This window comes from Bradyrhizobium sp. WSM1417, assembly GCF_000515415.1.
Lineage (GTDB): Bacteria > Pseudomonadota > Alphaproteobacteria > Rhizobiales > Xanthobacteraceae > Bradyrhizobium.
In genome coordinates this window covers 6,798,685-6,816,722 of sequence record NZ_KI911783.1, presented here as the reverse complement: position 1 = coordinate 6,816,722, position 18,038 = coordinate 6,798,685, and the positions used below count along the sequence as shown (strand labels likewise).

Below are 18,038 nucleotides of genomic sequence, written 5' to 3'. Positions count from 1 at the left end.
CCGCTAGCCCGATCGAAAGTCGATCCGACTCCCGAGACGTTATTTCCCCGGTTCGGTCAGCACGCGATACCATTTCTGGTAGAAACCCCGTTGCACGGCGCGGCCGTGTATGCGACGATCCGTAGCGCTACAAGAAAATTCGAAACAAAGGTCAGCCGCCATGGACGATCGTTTGCCCGAACTGGGCGATCTCGAGCACGAGGTCATGCAACTGGTTTGGGCCCATGGTCCTGTCACGGCCGAGGTGGTGCGCGAGAAGCTGTCGCGTCGGCTGAAGGAATCGACCGTCCGCACGGTGCTGCGCCGGCTGGAAGAAAAGGGCTATGCTCGGCACACGGTGGACGGACGCACCTATGTCTACCACGCAGCCGAAGCGCGCGCGCGGGTTGCGGCCAAGGCGGTGCAGCGCATCGTCGATTGGTTCTGCAACGGCTCGATGGAGGAGGTCCTCGTCGGCATGGTCGACAATGCAATGCTCGACCAGCAGCAGTTGCGCACACTGGCCGACCAGGTGGCCAAGGCGAAGAAGGCGAGGGGAGTGAAGAAAGAATGATCGCAACTCTGGCGGAGGCGGCGCTGCGCTCCCTTGTGCTGGGAGGCGTCGTCTGGTTCGGCCTCAACCTGTTTCGCGTGCGCAATCCGCACGTCCACATGACGGCGTGGGTCGTCGTGCTGCTGGCATCGCTGGCGATGCCTCTAGTAATGCATTGGCCGACGGTCACGATCACCCGGCTGCCATTGCCGGTATCGGTGCCGGATGACGTCCTGCCGGCTGATATCTCGATGCTCGAGATGCCGCAGCCCATGCAGCCGATCGCGCCCGGCGCGGCAATTGTTTCGCCGGCGAAGAGCGGCGTCTCGATCAATTGGTGGCTGATCGCCACAATCATCCATCTCGCCGTCGCCAGCCTGTTGCTGCTGCGGCTGGCGATCGGCCTCTGTCTGACCTGGCGCCTCGCGCGCGCGGCAAGGCCGATCAACGGTCCGCACCTGGTCGACGCCGACGTGCGCGTCAGCCGCGACGTCGGCGGTCCCGTCACGTTTGGCTCGACCATTCTGGTGCCGCCGCAATTTGCCGGCTGGGACGCCAAGAAGCGCCTCGCGGTGCTCGCGCATGAGGGCGCGCATGTCGCCAACCGCGATTTCCATATCCTCCTGCTCGCCTCGCTCAATCGCGCGGTGTTCTGGTTCAGCCCGTTCGCCTGGTGGCAGCTCGCGCGTCTTGCCGAACTTGCCGAGATCATCAGCGACGCCGAGGCGATCGAGGTGATCGACGACCGGCTGTCCTATGCGGAAATCCTGCTTGATTTCGCAAGCACGGTAAGCCCGCGGCCGCTCGAGCTCGCGATGGCACGGGCCTCGACCGTGCGCGCCCGCGTCGAGCGCATCATCGCGACCTCCGCGATGCCCGTCGCGGTCGGCTGGCGCAAGCGGGCGTGGATCGCGGCCGCGATCGTTCCGGCCGTGATCGTGTCCGCCGGCATGATCGCCTATCGCACCCCGGAGCCTGCGCCGCTCGCTGCGGATAGCGGCGAGGTGCCGGCCCAGCATTACCGCCCCTTCGTCAATTTCTACGCCATGGGCCCGACCTCGGTGTTCGCCGTCTTCCGCGAGGGTGACGATCTCTCCGGGCAGCTCACCGGGCAGCGCCGGCTGCGCCTGACGGTCGGCAGTGACGGCACCGCCTCCTACATGGCTTCGTCGGGCGAGATCACGTTCCCGCTCGATGCGGAACGTCGCTCCTCCGAACTGATGCTGCGGCTCAACGGCCGCGACGTGCGCGCGGTGCGTGTCGCCGAGATGCCGGCGCCTGCGACCGAACCTGCCTCGCTCGATCAATATGTCGGCTGGTACAGGATTGCGCCGAACCGCGTGCTCACCGTGCGCCGCGATGACGACCGTCTCTGGTTGCAGGAAACCGGGCAGGGCACGACGCAAATCCTTGCCGAGGGCACTGATGCCTTCTCCTTCCGCGGCGACCATCTCGTGATCTTCCTGCGCGACGAGCGGTCGAGGGTCTCGCGCGTGTTGCTACAAAGTGCGGTTTTCGGCGCCCGTCTTGCGGCCCGGGTCGATGCGGCGGTGGCTCAGGCCGTCGAAGCGGATTTCGCGCGCCGCCTTGCCGAAGTCCCCGATCGCTTCAGGGAGCAGGTCCCAGCCGTCGGCGGCAAGGAGATGATCGTGCGCGGGATCGAGGATCTGCGCGCCGGCACGCCGAACTACGAGCGCATGAGCGCACCGCTCGCCGCCAAGCTCCACCGCCAGCTCAATGAAATGCACGCGATTTTCGTTGCGCTCGGCGGGCTGGAATCGATCTTCTTCCGCGGCGTCGGACCCGGCGGCTACGACATCTACGGCGCGAAATTCGAGAACGGCACGGCCGAATTCCGGCTGCTGCTCGAGCCCGACGGCAAAGCCGGCGATGTCATCTTCAGAGCCGACGGCAACGACGAGCTCGGTGGCATCGTGCCTTGCTCTGAGGAGGCGAACGTGCGCGGCCGCGCCGGCACCTCGCCGATCAGGATCATGGTCTATAACGAGATGGGCGACGACATCCAGGTTTTCAATCTCGATGCCGACGGCAATCGCAAGACGCAGAGCGCCGTCAGGCCCAACATGACCTGGGCCTCCACCACCACCGTGAACAATCCGTGGGTGATTGCCGACAAGTCGGGACGGTGCATGGAGATCCTGGTGCCTGGTCGGCAAACGCGCTTTCACAATGTCGAGGCCTCAAACCTCGGCGCACGTCCGGGTCGCGCAGCGCGGCGCGCCGTTCCGATTGCCAATGGCGAGGAGATGCTGCGCCGCTACATCGAGGGCGTCGGCAAGGGACAGCCGGACTACGAACGCATGACGTCCGAAGTCGCCGACATCACACGCGCGCAGCTTCCCTTCGATCAGGCGATCCTGACGCGGCTGGGTGCGCTGCGTGCGGTCTCCTTCCGCGGCGTCACCGCGCTCGACAGCGATATCTATGTTGCCCAGTTCGCCAACGGTTCGGCGGAATGGCGCATCGGCGTCAGAAACGGCACGATCACCAAGATCGCGCTCGGGCCGAATTTTTAGGACGAGCGCCGCCGCTGCGGGACCGGCGGCTCCCGAGTTCATGGCGGCGATCGCTCAATCTGCGCTTGCAGACCCACGCCGTGAATGCTACGATATGTAGCATTACGGTTTGTAGCTTCACGCCGGCGCCGTCGGCAGGCTCGAAAGAATTGGGCATTCGCCATGAGCAGTTCTGCAAAGGCCGAGGCCGTGATCGCACTTCATCGCTTCGGGATGGGGCCGCGTCCGGGGTCGATCGCGGCTCTCGGGACCGACCCGCGTGGCGCGCTGATAGCCGAGCTCGACCGCCCGCTCGTCCTGAACGCCGCCGCGAGTCTTCCTTCCAGCGCAAAGGCCTATCGCACCGTGGCCGATGCCAATGCGCGGCGCGCCGCGCGCGCCAAGCAGGCTCAGCAGCAGGCAAAAAAGCAGCAGGTGGCGGCGACGCCGACCATGTCGGAAGACCAGACGCAAGGGCAGGGAGCGGACAAGGACGCCGCCGAGATGGCGGCGAAGCAAGCGGCCGATGCCATTCCCGATCCAGGGCGTCCGATCTATTTGCAGGAAGCCAAGGTGCGCACGGAAGCGGCGCTTTCCGCAGACATCGGCTTTGCCGAGCGGCTGGTGTGGTTCTGGTCCAACCATTTCTGCGTCTCGGCCAACAAGATCCGGAGCATGTCCGGCGCCTATGAGCGCGAGGCCGTTCGCGCCAATGCGCTCGGCCGCTTCGTCGATCTCCTGTTGGCCGTCGAGGGCCACCCGGCGATGCTGTTCTATCTCGACAATCTCGGCTCGATGGGCGCCAACTCGATCGCCGGCATCAACCGCAGCCGCGGCCTCAACGAGAACATCGCGCGCGAGATCATGGAGCTGCATACGCTCGGTGTGCGGACCGGCTACACTCAGGACGACGTCATCAGCTTCGCCAATGTGCTGACGGGATGGACGCTGGTGCCGCCCGGCGACAATCCCGAGCACGGTGGCGAATTCACCTTCAATCCGCGGCTGCACGAGCCCGGCGGGCAGACCGTGCTCGGCAAGCGCTACGAACAGGAAGATGTCGAGCAGGGCCGTGCGGTGCTGCGCGATCTCGCCGCGAATCCGGCCACCGCGACCCATGTCGCGACCAAGCTCGCCCGGCACTTCGTCGCCGACGAGCCGCCGCCTGTGCTGATCGAGCAGATGGCGAAGACTTTTCGCGACACCGAGGGCGATCTCAAGCAAGTCGCGATCGCGATGGTGTCGTCCGACGAAGCCTGGCGCGAGCCGACGTCGAAACTCAAGCGTCCCAGCGAGTGGGGCGTTGGCGTGGTGCGCGCGACCGGGATCACGACGGTTGATCCGGTCCGCTTCACCGGCGGCCTGGAGCTGCTCGGCGAGGCGCTGTGGCGTCCGTCCGCGCCCAAGGGCTATCCGGACGACGAGGCGAGCTGGATCGACGGCGTCGGCCGGCGGCTCGACATCGCCAACAATTTTGCCGAGAGCGTGGCGGCCACGGCCGATCCTCAAGCGATCATCGAGGACGTGTTCGGATCCGAGATCGCGCCCGAGGTGAAGCAGGCGGTCGGCCGTGCCGAGAGCCGGCAGCAGGCGTTGGCGCTCTTGTTCATGTCGGCGGATTTTCAGAGGAGGTGAGCATGGGCGTCGTCAATCATTTGCCCACGCGGCGCGAGCTTCTGGTCGGATCCGGCGCACTATTCGCATGGAGCCAGATGCCGCGGATTGCGCGCGCAGAAGGGCGCGATCCGCGCCTGCTGGTCATCGTGCTGCGCGGCGCGCTCGACGGCCTTGGCGCGGTCGCGCCGGTCGGCGATCCCGACTGGATCTCCTTGCGTGGCGATCGCGCGCTGGTGCTGGACGGCAAGCCGCCGGTGCTGCCGCTCGATGCCTTCTTCGCGCTCAATCCGGCGATGCCGAACCTGCATCGGCTCTACAAAAGCGGCAAGGCTGCAATCATCCATGCCACCGCGACGCCCTACCGCGAGCGATCGCATTTCGACGGCCAGGATGTGCTGGAAAGCGGGCTCGTCAAGCCAGGCATGACGAGTTCGGGATGGCTCAACCGAGCGCTGCTCGCGCTCGAATCCGGCGGGCCTGTCGACCCACGCGGCAGCCGCGCGCTCGGCATTGGCTCTGTGACGCCGCTGGTGGTGCGCGGTTCGGCGCCCGTCATGACATGGGTGCCGCAGCGATTGTTGCCGGCGAGCGAGGACACGCAGAACCGCCTGCTCGATCTCTACCAGCACACCGACCCGAAGCTCGCGAGCGTGCTCCAGGCCCGCATGAGGCTCGCCTCGCTCGGCGGCGCGCCCGGCGTGGGCGATCCGATGTCCGACGATCCGACCTTGGCGCCGCCCGGCATCGCGCGCGTGCGCGCCTATTTTGCCGAAGCCGCGGGCACGGCCGCGCGCTATCTCGCAAAGCCCGACGGTCCGCGTGTCGGCGCCATGGGCTTCGTCGGCTGGGATACGCACATCGCCGAGGGCGCGGCCTCGGGCCAGCTCTACAATCTGCTCGGCGCGCTCGACGGCGCCTTTGCCGCGATCGAGAGCAACATGGGCGAGGCGTGGCGCGAGACCGTCGTCGCGGTTGTCACCGAGTTCGGGCGAACAGCGCGCATCAACGGGACGCAGGGCACCGACCACGGCACGGGCACGGTCGCTTTCCTGATCGGTGGCGGGCTCAGCGGCGGCCGCGTGATCGCGGACTGGCCGGGTCTGAAGCCGGCGCAGCTCTTCGAGGATCGCGATCTCAAGCCGACCACGGATTTGCGCGCGGTGTTGAAGGGCCTGCTGAGGGATCACCTGCGTGTCGAGGAGAAGGTGCTCGCAGAAACAGTCTTCCCGGGCAGCGCCGACGTCAAACCGATGGGAGGCCTCGTCGGCTGACGACGCGGCTTTGCAACCAGATGGGTTCATGATGTGCACGCTGACACAACGGGAGCTCGACTTTCTCGCCAGCCTGAAAACCGGCTGGCCGTGGCTCTATCGGCGCGAGCTCGCGCGGCTCTCGAGGGCTGGCGCCCAACCTGGCGAGGTTTCCCCGGAGACGCGCCCGATCGTCTGGCGCGTCGTCTCGGGCTTATCCCGCGAGTCTGTCTCGATTCAGGACAAGCCAGTGTGGTGGAATCGTCACAGCTAAATGCGAAACGGCGGCGGCCTCAGGCGCGCTTTCGTTCCGACAAGGTTCTGCCCTCATTGCCCACCGAAACTCGGGGTCGTTCGGAGGGCGCATCATGTCTCGATTTGCACGTGCCGAAACTGCCCGGATTTCGCCGGCAACCCTGTGCCGGATACTGCTCGCCATCATCGGCGCGGCGTCGCTTGCGGCGTGTGCGCAATCGCCCGTCGGCCGCCAGAAGGCCGATCTAGGTACCCACCGCCAAGCCGCCGTCGAGCGCCCGCACCGGGTGGCGGCGCTGCATCCGCGTCCGATCAGCCGGGCGCGCGTCCCCGACGGCGACGGGAAGCAGAGCGTCTCGCACGGCCTCGCCAGCTTCTATTCGGATACGGAGACGGCGAGCGGCGAGCGGTTCGACAAGAACGAATTGACCGCGGCCCATCCCAGCCTGCCGTTCGGCACAAAGCTGCGCGTCACCGATGTCTCATCCGGCCGCTTTGTCACGGTCAGGATCAACGATCGCGGGCCGTATGTTCGCGGACGCGTGGTCGACATCTCGCCCTCCGCGGCGGAGGCGCTCGGCATGGTCGACAAGGGTGTCACCAATGTCCGGCTCGACGTGGTGCGATAATTTGCAGCTACATCGATCCGAAGCGCTGTGCTTAACCGGCTGTTAGCCGTCTCCAGCCACCATGGATACCCAAACATTCGGGACTCCAGGTTGAAGCTCTTGGGAGGCGGCGTTTGAATACGATCCAGTATCTCGAAGATCAGGCCGCACGCGCCGAGCGGCTGGCCAAACGGATCACGGATACATTGACGATCGAAAAGCTCCTGACCTTCGCGGGCGAACGCCGCCGCGAGATCGAGGTCATCGCCGGCAAGTACCGGCGCGCCTGATTCTCATTATCCCACGCGCGCTCAGCTGTGGCTCTCGACGAAGTCGCTGAGATAGTCGGGCAGCGTCACGCCATCGATGTCACAGCGCGCCCGGATCTCGCCGGCGACGTCGGTCGAGATATCCTTCATCCAGTGCTCGAGCGTGTTGAACGAGATGACCTTGACGGGGTCGTTGAAGCAGCCCGCGACGAGCTCGCCGATCGTGGCGTCGAGATCGCTTCGCTCGACACGGATTTCAGTCGCCTTGTCGAGGCGATCGATCACCACGAACAGGGTCTGGTCTGCGCCATAGGGCACGACAGGGGCTGGCACGCCGGCTTCAAGCATCTGAGGCACTCACGCCTTCGCTTCCGATCACCATCAACGGGAAAAACCGGAAGAAGGTTCCTGCGCTCAGCCGGTGCTTTCTGCCAGGATCAGAGAAATTCTCTCAGCCGCGCCAGCTCGGTGATGTGCTCGGGCGAGAGAATGTCGGTGACCAGCGGCGGCTGCGCGACGGTGCGGATCTCATAGAGATGCCTGGTCGCCGCCGGCTTGGCCATGAACGCCGAGATGCATTCGTCGAGCGTGCCCTCGATCACCTGGTAGGACGCTCGGTCCGACCGTCGCTGGTTCGCAAGCGATGGCCATTTATGCAGCACCGCAAGGACACCAAAATCGACCTTTGAATCCCCAACCACGTCCCCCATCGTTCCGCCTCACGCAAAAAGAACCCCGGCACACTAGCCTGCGTGCCGGGGCCCACACCCATTACTGCATCTCAATGCCACAGCACCAAACGCGATGACCGGGAAATTGTTCCCGGCCGATTATTCGCTTTCAGCTCGCGGCCGCGGCGATCTTATGCCCCGGGCTGGTATGAGCCTGACTGCGATCGTCGCCGCGGCTGACCTCCGGTGGCAACCCGGCAAAGCGCCGCAAGGCCTCGGCCATCTGCACCCGGCCCGGCGCGCCGGTGATGATCACGTCCACCATCGTGAAGGACGAGTGGAAATGGCCGCGCGCCTTGAGTTGCTCGACCGGGACACCGGCGGCCGCCATTGCCTCGGCATAGGCGATGCCTTCGTCGCGCAGCGGATCGAATTCGCAGGTGACGACGAAGGCCGGCGGCAGGCCTGCGACCTTGCCGCGGAGCGGCGAGGCGCGGGGATCGGTGCGGTCGGCCGGCGAGCAATAGAGGTCCCAGAACCAGTACATCAACGAGCGGGTCAGGAAATAGCCGGTCGCATTGTCGTTGTAGGAGGGGCGGTCGAAGGTGCAGTCAGTGACCGGGCAGATCAGGAGCTGGCCCGCGATCTCAGGCCCGCCGCGATCGCGTGCGAGCTGGCAGGTGACGGCGGCGATGTTGCCGCCGGCACTCCAGCCCGCGACCAGCACCGGGCCTGGCTTGCCGCCGAGCTCGGCGGCATGCTCGGCGATCCAGCGCGTCGCCGCATAGCCGTCCTCGGTCGCGGCCGGGAAACGATGCTCGGGCGCATGACGATAGCCGACGCTGACGAGCATCATGCCGGTCCGCCGCACCATGTCGCGGCAGAACGGCTCGTCCGACTGCTCGTCGCCGAGCACCCAGCCGCCGCCGTGGAAATAGACCACGACCGGATGCGGCCCTGATGTTGCCGGCTTGTAGACCCGATAAGGCAAGGGACCGTCGGCACCGGGCAGCGTACCGTCGACGATCTCGCCGATCGGCCGTCCGGCGGGACGGCCCTTGTTGAACTCATTGACGAAGGCGCAGGCGCCTTGCGCGCCCATCGACTCGATCGGCGGGAGGTTGAGCGACGCCAGCAGGTTGAGCACCAGCCGCACATCGGGCTGCAGGCGCACCACCTCGCCGTCATTGCATTGCGCGGCGACGTTGGGACCGGTCAGCTTGAAGCCGAGCATGCCGCGGCTGACCACCTCGTCGCAGATGCTGCGATAGGGACCGACACCGCCGGTATAGGGCATCAGGCCCTGCACCTTGCCGGGCACGTTTGCGCCCGTGTACCAGGTGTTGGCGAGCCGGTGCAGCGTCACCATAGAGCAGTCGGCCATGTGCCTGTTCCAGCCGGCCTGCGCCGTCTCGGTCGGCTCGATCGTGGTGAAGCCGGCGTCGCGCAATGCCGCGAGACGATCGACCACCCAGTCGACATGCTGCTCGATCGACACCGCCATGTTCGACAGCACCGACGGGCTGCCGGGCCCGGTGATCATGAAGAAGTTCGGAAAGCCCTCGACGGTGAGCCCGAGATAGGTCTGCGGCCCCTGCGCCCAGACATCGGTGAGCGACTTGCCGCCACGTCCGGTGATCGGATGCACGGCGCGGATCGCGCCGGTCATGGCGTCGAAGCCGGTTGCGAACACGATCACATCGACGTCGATGCTGCGCTTGGCCGTGGTGATCCCAGTTGCGGTGATCGCCTTGATCGGCTCCTGACGCAGATTGACCAGCGTGACGTTCGGCCGGTTGTAGGTCGCATAGTAGTTGGTATCGAGGCAGGGCCGCTTGGCGCCGAACGGATGATCGTCCGGCATCAGCGCCGCGGCGGTCTCGGGGTCTTTGACGGCGGCGCGGATCTTCTCGCGGATCAGACCCTGGACGATCTTGTTGCCGTCGAGGTCCACCGCCTGGTCGGCCCAGAGCTGGGTCAGGATGTGGACGAGGTCGCCGGCCGCCCAGGCGCGTTCGAACCGCTCACGACGCTCGGCATCGCTTAATTGCCAGCTCACGACCGTCTGCTGCGGATAGGGCACGCCGGCCATCGACTGGCGCGCCTGCTCGCGATAGGCCGCGCGATCGCCTTGCAGCAGGCTCATGCGATCGGAAGGCGCGGGACCGTTGTGCGCAGGCAGCGCGAAATTCGGCGTGCGCTGGAACACGGTCAGGTGGGCGGCCTGCTCGGCGATCAGCGGGATCGACTGAATGGCCGACGATCCCGTGCCGATCACCGCGACGCGTTTTCCGGCGAGATTGACGCCGTCATGCGGCCAGCGTCCGGTGAAATAGACCTCGCCCTTGAAGTCCTTCACGCCGTCGATCTCCGGCGGCTTCGGCGCCGAGAGGCAGCCGGTGGCCATGATGTAATGGCGGCAGGAGACCGGCGCGCCATTGTCGGTGGTGAGCTGCCAGCGTCCGGTGGCCTCGTCCCATTTCGCTTCCGTGACCTTGGTCTTGAAGCGAATGTCGCGCCTGAGATCGTAACGGTCGGCGACGAAGCCGAGATAGCGCAGGATCTCGGGCTGGGTCGCGTATTTCTCCGACCAGGTCCAGGCGGTCTCGAGGTCCGGATCGAAGGTGTAGCTGTAATCGATGGTCTGGATATCGCAGCGCGCACCGGGATATCGGTTCCAGTACCAGGTGCCGCCGACGTCGCCGGCTTCTTCGAGGCCGACCGCCGTCAGGCCGGCTTTGCGCAGCCGATGGAGGAGATAGAGGCCGGCAAATCCGGCACCGACCACGGCAACATCGACCTGCTGGCTGGTTCCGCGCCCCGCGTCAGAGGCACGCGCAGCAACCATTGCATCAGGCATGGCATTTCCTCCGTGTTTTGTTTTGCCGGCAGGCTATCGCTGCAGGTTCGGCTTGTCATCAGAACAAGTGCAATCTTCGGTGGCCGTTTGCGGCGTCATCGTGGCTGCGCGAACGTTGCTTCAATGCACGCATCGCGATGCACAATGGCCGTGATTACCCGGGCTAATCATGTACGATCCGTCTGTGTATGCTTGCGGCTACAAGCCACGCGTTCTCAGGGCGTCATGACAGAATTGAGTGAGCGGACCAAAGCGAACATGGACGTTGTCCTGGAGGAGACGTGCCGCCAGCTGCCGCACGGCGGCGATCACGACAGCCGCAGGTTCATCGCCGAGCGGCTGATCGAGGCGGCGAGGTCCGGTCACACCACCCTCGGTGAGCTCGGCATTATCGCACGCCACGCACTGGCGGAGCTTGCCGCCAAGCGGAGCTAGGCGCGGCCGCGGCGCTTGCCTCGCAGTGGGCCACGGACATAACCTGCTCAAATCCTTCCGCGCATCGAGATGCTCCGAAGATGCGGTCCGTGTTCGCGCTTTTTGCGACGTCACTCGTCCTCTGTTGCGTCGGCCCGGTCGTGGCCCAGCCGGTCGGCCAGTTTCCATTTGCGCTGACGCGCGAAGGACAGATGCTTGGCGCCGTCGAAGGCGAGGTGGCCTCGTTCAAGGGGCTGGCCTATGCGGCCGCGCCGATCGGGCCGCTGCGCTGGCGTCCGCCGCAGGCCGCGCCCGAGAGTTCGGAGATGCGCACCGCCTATGCCTATGGCGCGCCGTGTCTTCAGCCCTCGCTGCCGGGATCAAGCGAGGATTGCCTGACGCTGAACGTGTTCCGGCCGTTCGGGGTCGACGGCCCCCTGCCGGTGATGATGTTCATCCACGACGGTGCTTTCGTCAGCGGCACCGCGAACGATCCGCTGTTCGACGGTGCGAGGCTCGCGCAAGCCGGCCTCATCGTGGTGACCGTGAATTTTCGCCTCGGCGCGTTCGGCTGGCTCAGCGATCCCGCGCTGTCGGAAGGCGGCTCCGGCAATTACGGCCTGATGGACCAGATCGCGGCGCTGCATTGGGTGCACGACAACATCGCGGCCTTCGGCGGTGATCCGAACAATGTCACCTTGTTCGGCGGTGGCGCAGGCGCGACCTCGATCGCGCTGCTGATGCTGTCGGCGCAATCGCGCGCGCTGTTTCAGAAAGCCATTCTGCAATCGATCCCTGGCCGTGCGCGCCTGCGTTCGGCACAAGAGGCCGAGATTGTGGGGCGGCAATTCGTGGCGGCGCTGGGACGACAGGCTGATTTACGCGCAGCCGAACCGCAACGCCTGCTTGCCGTCGAAAAACATCTCCTGGAAAAATCGCCGCGCAGCTTCGGGCCGACGATCGATGGACGTCTGGTGGTCGAGGACGTCGCCGCGGGCTTCGCGGCCGGACATGAGAGCCGCATTCCGTTGATCATCGGCTCGAACGACGACGAGACGGGTTTCGACGGCGAGCTGGATCTCCGGGAAGAGCTGGCATCGTCAGGCACAACGAGCGATGAACTGCGCAGGGTATCTCCCGAGCTCGCCAGACCATCGGACCGCGCGGCAAGGTTCTACACCGACAAGGTCTTCTCCGAGCCGGTGAAATTGCTGGCGCGCCTGCATGCTGGAAGCGGTGCGCCGACCTTTCGCTATCGCTTCGCCTATGTGCCGGAGGCACGGCGCGCAAACCCCGAGGGCGGTCGCGGGCGAGAATTGCAGTTCATCTTCGGCGTGGAAGGCATGCCCGGTGCAGGTATCTTGTCACGAGCCGATCGCGAGGTCGCAAATCGCATGCGCGCCTACTGGATCAATTTCGCCAAGAGCGGCGATCCCAACGGTGCGGACCTGCCGCATTGGGATGCGGCCGCAGGCAGCGATCGCCTGCTGCTGATAACGAACGATCGCATCGCCAGCGGAGACGACCCCTGGTCGGAGCGCCTGGACCGGTTCGGGCGTTAGGGCAGGTTGAGTTGGACTTAAGCTGCGAGCTCAACGCGCGGCGCCGGGCTCAGCCGGTCTTCCTCCAGATAATCCATCGCGCCGTCTTTCTCGACGGCGTAGAACTGTTGGCCTTCCTTCGACCTGTAGGCGGCGCGAACGACGCCGCGGCGGCCCTTGTCACTGTTGACGACGTCCCCCAACGCAAACTTCTTCATTTCACGTCCCTGGCTGCTGGCCGACTCCTTCGGCTACGCCCGGGATTCTGGGCGTAAAATCGTTAACGTCTTGCTAACCATACGGGTTTGCCTATGCTCGCGGCCGATCGCGCGGGCAGCTCGCACGCGCATGTTGGCAATGAAACGAGCCTTCGCCCATGGTGCGATTTCCGACCTTCTTCCTGTCGCATGGCGGCGGTCCCTGGCCGTTCATGGAAGACAGGCGGGTGCAATATGCGAAGACCGCCGAGGCGTTCGGCCGGCTGCCGCAGCTCTTGCCGGAGAAGCCCAAGGCCGTCCTCGTCATCACAGGACATTGGGAAGCTGACGCCTTCACCGTGTCCACATCGGCGCATCCGCCGATGGTGTACGACTATCACGGTTTCCCCGAGCACACCTATCACCTCAAATATCCGGCGCCGGGGCGGCCCGAGCTCGCCGCCGAGGTGAAGGCGCTGCTCACGCGCGCCGGCATCGATTGCCGGGAGGATCCCAACCAGGGCTTCGACCACGGCACCTTCGTGCCGCTCGGGCTGATGTATCCGAACGCCGACGTGCCGATCGTGCTGCTGTCGCTGAGATCGAGCTATGACCCGGCCGAACACATCAAGGTCGGGCAGGCGATTGCCTCGCTGCGGGACGAAGGCATTCTGATCGTCGGCAGCGGGCTGACCTATCACAATATGCGCGGGTTCGGCCGCGCCGAGTCGAAGCCGGTCTCGTATGATTTCGAGGCCTATCTGAACGAGGCGATCAGCCACAAGGACTCGGCGCGGCGCAACGCGATGCTGGTTGACTGGGAGAACGCCCCGAGCTCGCGCCTGGCCCATCCGCGCGAAGATCATCTTCTGCCGCTGATGGTGGCCGCCGGCGCCGCCGCCAGCGACGCGGGCCAGCGCGTCTTCGTCGACGAGGTCGCGAATGTCGCGATGGCGTCGTATGTGTTCGGGGGGTGATCTTCCTTCTCCCTTGTGGGAGAAGGTGGCGCGAAGCGCCGGATGAGGGGTTCTTTCTGCGAGTCCGACTGTCGTATGAATTCGCGGAGACAACCCCTCACCCGTCTCGCCGCTTTGCGGCGAGCCACCCTCTCCCACAAGGGGAGAGGGTGATCATCACCCGTATTTCAGCTTCATGAACAGGATGCCGCCGGCGAGCACGATGGTGATGGCGTTTGCGGCGACGAGGGGCGCATCGCCCGACAGCAGGCCGTAGACGAGCCAGAGCGCCAGGCCCAGCACCATGACCAGAAACATGCCGAGCGAAATATCGCCGGTGGAGCGGGTCTTCCACACTTTGATGGCTTGCGGCGCGTAGGCCACGGTGGTGCAGGTCGCGGCGGCAAAGCCGATCAGCTTGATCAAGAACGGGTCCATGGCGGCTCTATAGCATTGATTCGACGATGTCGGGCCTCAGGCGCGCGCCGTCATGAGGCCGCGATAGAGTGCGGCATAGTCACCTGCGCGGTTGCGCCATGACACGTCGGTCGCAAGGCCGCTCAGTTGCAGCCGCCGCCAGGTCAGCTTGTCGTGAAAGGCGGTGTTGGCCTTGCGCAGCGTGCCGGCGAGGGCATCCGCGGTGACGGGGCCAAACTTGAAGCCGGTGGCATCGTGGCCCGATTTATCGGCCTCCCCGATATCGACGATGGTATCCTCGAGGCCGCCGACGCGCGAGACGATGGGCACGGCGCCGTAGCGCAGTGCGCAGAGCTGTGTCAGGCCGCACGGCTCGAACCGTGATGGCACGATGAGCGCGTCCGAGCCGGCCTGGATCAGGTGCGCCATGATCTCGTCGTAGCCGATCACGACCCCGATCCGGCCGGGGTTCGCGCGCGCAACGGCCTGATAGCGATCCTGCAGATCGCGGTCGCCGCTGCCGAGCAGCGCCAGCTGCATGCCTTCGCGCAAGATGGTCGGAATGGCCTCGAGCAGGAGATCGAGCCCCTTCTGCCAGGACAGGCGGCTGATGACGCCGAGCAATGGCGCCTCGTCCGAGGAATCCAGATTGAACTGTTGCTGAAGTACCGCCTTGTTGGCGGCCCGGAACGTGAGGTCCTCCGCGCCGAAGCGGTAGGCGATGTGCGGATCTTCTTGCGGATTCCAAACGGAGACATCGATGCCGTTGAGGATTCCGCTCAGCACGTTGGCGCGGGCGCGAAGCAGGCCGCCGAACCCCATGCCGCCCTCGTCGCTCTGGATCTCCTGCGCATAGGTCGGCGAGACCGTGGTGATGCGGTCGGCGAATTGCAGGCCCGCCTTCAAAAAACTGATGCCGCCGAAATATTCGAGGTCGTTGACGCCGTAAGCGCGCCACGGCAGGCCAATCGAACCGATCAGCTCGGGCGCGAACTTGCCCTGATAGGCCATGTTGTGGATGGTCATCACGGTGGCGGGCCGCGGCCGGTTGTCGTAGTGCAGATAGGCCGGCGCGAGTCCGCCCTGCCAATCGTGAGCATGCACCACGTCGGGCACGAAGGCGGGCACGAGGCCGTGGCCGATATCGGCCGCGATGCGCGAGAGTGCGGCGAACCGCACGCCATTGTCCGCCCAGTCGACGCCTTCGGGCGTCACGTAGGGGTTGCCAGGCCGTGCGTAGAGATGCGGCACGTCGAGCACGAACAGATCGAGGCCGTCATGCGAGCCGGCGAGCAGACGTCCGGGGCCGCCGAAATAATCCGGCCAGCGCCGGATTTCATCGGCTCCCCCCAGCACTCGCATTACGTCGGGGTAGCCCGGCATCAAGGTGCGCATCTCGACGCCATGCGCCTTGAGCGCGATCGGCAGCGCGCCCGCGACATCGGCGAGGCCGCCGGTCTTGACGATGGGATAGACTTCAGAGGCGACCGCGAGGACGCGAACAGGCGTCATGTATTGAGCCTGTCGAGCATCGGCTGGGTGATGAGCGAAATGCCCTGCTCGGTGGTGCGGAAGCGTCTTGCGTCCAACTCGGGATCCTCGCCGACGACGAGCCCTTCCGGGATCTCGACGCCGCGATCGATCACGACGTTCTTCAGGCGTGCGCCGCGGCCGACATTGACGTAGGGCATGATCACGGCGTTCTCGACATTGGCGTAGGAGTTGACGCGCACGCCGGTGAACAGCAGTGAGCGCCGCAGCGAGGCGCCGGAAATGATGCAACCGCCCGAGACCAGCGAGCTCACGGCCTGGCCGCGCCGGCTCTCCTCGTCGTGGACGAATTTTGCCGGAGGTGTGATTTCCGAATAGGACCAGATCGGCCAGGCGCTATCGAACAAATCGAGCTCGGGGACCACGTCGGTGAGGTCGATATTGGCGGCCCAGTAGGCGTCGACCGTGCCGACGTCGCGCCAATAGGCGCGGGGGTCGCTACCGGAGCGGACGCAGGAGGTCGAGTATTGGTGCGCCATGGCGCGGCCGTTCTTGACGAGATAGGGGATGATGTCCTTGCCGAAATCGTGGTTGGAGTTCGGGTCCTCGGCGTCGCGCTTGAGCTCCTCGAACAGGAATTTCGCGTCGAACACGTAGATTCCCATGCTTGCGAGCGAGACGTCCGGCTTGCCCGGCATCGGCGGCGGATCTTTCGGCTTTTCCAGGAACTCTTTGATCCAGCCGTTCTCGTCGATATGCATGATGCCGAAGCCGGAAGATTCCTGGCGCGGCATCTCCAGGCAGCCGACGGTGACGTCGGCGCCGCTGTCGACATGCTGGCGCAGCATCACCTCGTAATCCATTTTGTAGATGTGGTCGCCGGCGAGCACCACGATGAAGCGGCAGGCGTGGGATTCGATGATGTCGATGTTCTGGTAGACCGCATCGGCCGTGCCGACATACCACATGTTTTCGGAGACGCGCTGGCTCGCCGGGAGGATGTCGAAGCTCTCGTTGCGCTCGGGACGGAAGAAGTTCCAGCCCATCTGAAGGTGCCGGATCAGGCTGTGCGCCTTGTACTGGGTGGCGACGGCGATGCGACGGATGCCCGAGTTCACCGCGTTCGACAGCGCGAAATCGATGATGCGGGACTTTCCGCCGAAATAGACTGCGGGCTTGGCGCGCCGGTCGGTCAGCTCCAGCAGCCGGCTGCCGCGTCCGCCGGCCAGGACGAACGCCAGCGCCTGACGGGCAAGCGGCTCGGGTCTCGCGGCACTCATGTCATTCTCCCACAACTCTGGCGCTCGCGAGAAGCCTCCCGGCCGCGCACATTGGAACCGATAGTAACGGCACGAATAGTAAATCGGGAAGGTGGTTGTTGGTTGCGAATGCGCCGGAAGCTTAATGGTTTGCGGCGGTGATCGGGCCCCCGGCACCGTCCTGCCGGTGTCACACGCGTCGAGGTCGTCTAGCCCGTCGGGTGCCGGTTGATCAGAATGGAGGCATGTGTCTTGTGCGGTGCACGCAAAACTCGAGGCTTTGACCTCGCGCCAGGATGCCCGATGATGGCGCTGCGATCCATGTCCAAGCCAAACGTCAGAAAGGAGTAAGACGATGAGGGTCTGGAAAACGGCAGTTGCCGGTTCGCTCGCCGCTGCGGTGATGGCGGGAGGAATTCAGCAGGCGGCGGCGGCTCCGCTGCCCACCAATGTCGCAACCATGAAGGCCGCCGTCGGCGATGATGTCACGCAGGTGCATTGGCGCGGGCGAGGTTTTGGATGGGGTATTGGCGGGCTCGCAGCCGGCGCGATCATCGGCAGCGCCATCGCCAGCAGCGCGCCTTACGGCTATGGCTACTATGGCGGCGGACCGTATTATGGTGGCTACGGATACCCAGGGCCGGGCTACGGCTATGGCTATGGTTATGCGCCGGCCTATTACGGCTATGGTCCGGCCTATGCCTATCCGCGCTACTATCGGCCTTACCGCCCGTATTTCGGCCCTCGTTACGGCTACTACCGGCCGTATTACCGGCACTATCACCGCGCGTATTGGTAACCGATCAAACGGGCGGACCGGCTCGCCGCAGGGTGACGACGCTAAAGAGGTTTGAGGGCCGCTGGACGCAAGCGGCCCGATCGGCTTGCGCGCGTTGAACCCGGTGATGCGGCACGACGAGCCGGCCATGCCCGCCCACGACAATCCCGATGCAGATCGCGACGATGATCGCGATCTCGATGCACCATTCGAGCGGTCCCGATCTCATGGCAGCGCGATGGTGTTGGCGAGATCGAACTCGGACAGGCCCGGGCCGCCGCACGCAAGGTAGATGGCGACGAGGAAGATGCGGCTGAGGACGGTGAGGCCCAATATGACCCTGAGGTCGTAATGGCGAATGGCTAAAGCGAGAGGCGGGATCGCCAAATGTCTTAAAATGCTCATAG

Annotated in this window: 18 protein-coding genes; 10 read left to right on the top strand and 8 right to left on the bottom strand. The window is 65.2% G+C overall.

Annotation, left to right across the window (positions count from 1 at the left end; genetic code table 11):
• Positions 1–160: 160 nt before the first annotated feature.
• The 6 genes from BRA1417_RS0133400 (at position 161) to BRA1417_RS45115 (ending at position 7,068) form a co-directional block, all read left to right on the top strand.
• A complete protein-coding gene (locus BRA1417_RS0133400; protein WP_027519509.1) occupies positions 161–553 on the top strand; it encodes a BlaI/MecI/CopY family transcriptional regulator in 393 nt (130 codons plus the stop codon).
• The gene (locus BRA1417_RS0133395) at positions 550–3,069 is read left to right on the top strand and encodes a M56 family metallopeptidase (RefSeq protein ID WP_027519508.1); all 2,520 of its coding nucleotides are present in this window, start codon (positions 550–552) and stop codon (positions 3,067–3,069) included. The genes BRA1417_RS0133400 and BRA1417_RS0133395 overlap by 4 nt, the downstream gene beginning before the upstream one ends.
• Positions 3,070–3,231: 162 nt before the next feature.
• The gene (locus BRA1417_RS0133390) at positions 3,232–4,683 is read left to right on the top strand and encodes a DUF1800 family protein (protein ID WP_027519507.1); all 1,452 of its coding nucleotides are present in this window, start codon (positions 3,232–3,234) and stop codon (positions 4,681–4,683) included.
• A 2-nt stretch (positions 4,684–4,685) separates the two neighbouring features.
• The gene (locus BRA1417_RS0133385) at positions 4,686–5,936 is read left to right on the top strand and encodes a DUF1501 domain-containing protein (protein WP_027519506.1); all 1,251 of its coding nucleotides are present in this window, start codon (positions 4,686–4,688) and stop codon (positions 5,934–5,936) included.
• A 347-nt stretch (positions 5,937–6,283) separates the two neighbouring features.
• Complete coding sequence (locus BRA1417_RS0133375) at positions 6,284–6,799, top strand: septal ring lytic transglycosylase RlpA family protein (RefSeq protein WP_027519504.1); 516 nt, start codon at positions 6,284–6,286, stop codon at positions 6,797–6,799.
• A 113-nt stretch (positions 6,800–6,912) separates the two neighbouring features.
• Positions 6,913–7,068, top strand: a complete 156-nt coding sequence (locus BRA1417_RS45115) for a hypothetical protein (RefSeq protein ID WP_014493103.1) — start codon at positions 6,913–6,915, stop codon at positions 7,066–7,068.
• Positions 7,069–7,089: 21 nt separating this feature from the next.
• Here BRA1417_RS45115 and BRA1417_RS45110 read toward each other — a convergent pair whose 3' ends face one another.
• The 3 genes from BRA1417_RS45110 to BRA1417_RS0133355 all read right to left on the bottom strand — a co-directional run bounded on the left by BRA1417_RS45110 (position 7,090) and on the right by BRA1417_RS0133355 (position 10,578).
• Positions 7,090–7,395 carry a hypothetical protein gene (locus BRA1417_RS45110; protein ID WP_007601056.1) on the bottom strand — a complete coding sequence of 102 codons (306 nt, stop codon included), beginning with the start codon at positions 7,393–7,395 and terminating at the stop codon, positions 7,090–7,092.
• An 89-nt stretch (positions 7,396–7,484) separates the two neighbouring features.
• Complete coding sequence (locus BRA1417_RS0133360; RefSeq protein WP_027519503.1) at positions 7,485–7,757, bottom strand: hypothetical protein; 273 nt, start codon at positions 7,755–7,757, stop codon at positions 7,485–7,487.
• Positions 7,758–7,887: 130 nt separating this feature from the next.
• The gene (locus BRA1417_RS0133355; RefSeq protein ID WP_027519502.1) at positions 7,888–10,578 is read right to left on the bottom strand and encodes an alpha/beta hydrolase fold domain-containing protein; all 2,691 of its coding nucleotides are present in this window, start codon (positions 10,576–10,578) and stop codon (positions 7,888–7,890) included.
• A 258-nt stretch (positions 10,579–10,836) separates the two neighbouring features.
• On the opposite strand from BRA1417_RS0133355, the gene BRA1417_RS0133350 reads away from it, so the two are divergent.
• Both BRA1417_RS0133350 and BRA1417_RS0133345 read left to right on the top strand, forming a co-directional pair.
• Positions 10,837–11,013: a hypothetical protein gene (locus tag BRA1417_RS0133350; RefSeq protein ID WP_245286308.1), complete on the top strand. Its 177-nt coding sequence runs from the start codon at positions 10,837–10,839 to the stop codon at positions 11,011–11,013.
• Positions 11,014–11,093: 80 nt separating this feature from the next.
• On the top strand, positions 11,094–12,554 hold the full coding sequence (locus tag BRA1417_RS0133345; RefSeq protein ID WP_027519500.1) for a carboxylesterase/lipase family protein: 1,461 nt from the start codon (positions 11,094–11,096) through the stop codon (positions 12,552–12,554).
• Between the two features lie 17 nt (positions 12,555–12,571).
• Here BRA1417_RS0133345 and BRA1417_RS0133340 read toward each other — a convergent pair whose 3' ends face one another.
• On the bottom strand, positions 12,572–12,751 hold the full coding sequence (locus tag BRA1417_RS0133340; RefSeq protein WP_027519499.1) for a hypothetical protein: 180 nt from the start codon (positions 12,749–12,751) through the stop codon (positions 12,572–12,574).
• A gap of 158 nt (positions 12,752–12,909) precedes the next feature.
• Between BRA1417_RS0133340 and BRA1417_RS0133335 the strand changes: the two genes are divergently transcribed.
• The gene (locus BRA1417_RS0133335; protein ID WP_027519498.1) at positions 12,910–13,707 is read left to right on the top strand and encodes a class III extradiol ring-cleavage dioxygenase; all 798 of its coding nucleotides are present in this window, start codon (positions 12,910–12,912) and stop codon (positions 13,705–13,707) included.
• 156 nt (positions 13,708–13,863) lie between these two features.
• Here BRA1417_RS0133335 and BRA1417_RS0133330 read toward each other — a convergent pair whose 3' ends face one another.
• The 3 genes from BRA1417_RS0133330 to glgC are packed head-to-tail and all read right to left on the bottom strand — an operon-like array spanning position 13,864 to position 16,874.
• Positions 13,864–14,124 (bottom strand): SemiSWEET transporter, encoded by a 261-nt coding sequence (locus tag BRA1417_RS0133330; RefSeq protein WP_007601071.1) that lies wholly within the window; start codon positions 14,122–14,124, stop codon positions 13,864–13,866.
• Between the two features lie 36 nt (positions 14,125–14,160).
• A complete protein-coding gene (gene glgA / locus BRA1417_RS0133325) occupies positions 14,161–15,615 on the bottom strand; it encodes a glycogen synthase GlgA (protein WP_027519497.1) in 1,455 nt (484 codons plus the stop codon).
• A complete protein-coding gene (gene glgC / locus BRA1417_RS0133320) occupies positions 15,612–16,874 on the bottom strand; it encodes a glucose-1-phosphate adenylyltransferase (protein WP_007613273.1) in 1,263 nt (420 codons plus the stop codon). The genes glgA and glgC overlap by 4 nt, the downstream gene beginning before the upstream one ends.
• 334 nt (positions 16,875–17,208) lie before the next feature.
• Between glgC and BRA1417_RS0133315 the strand changes: the two genes are divergently transcribed.
• Positions 17,209–17,652 (top strand): hypothetical protein, encoded by a 444-nt coding sequence (locus BRA1417_RS0133315; RefSeq protein ID WP_027519496.1) that lies wholly within the window; start codon positions 17,209–17,211, stop codon positions 17,650–17,652.
• A gap of 204 nt (positions 17,653–17,856) precedes the next feature.
• Here the strand turns inward: BRA1417_RS0133315 and BRA1417_RS0133305 are convergent, their stop codons facing one another.
• Entirely contained in the window at positions 17,857–18,036 is a 180-nt protein-coding gene (locus BRA1417_RS0133305; protein WP_027519494.1) for a hypothetical protein, read from the bottom strand.
• Positions 18,037–18,038: the final 2 nt, after the last annotated feature.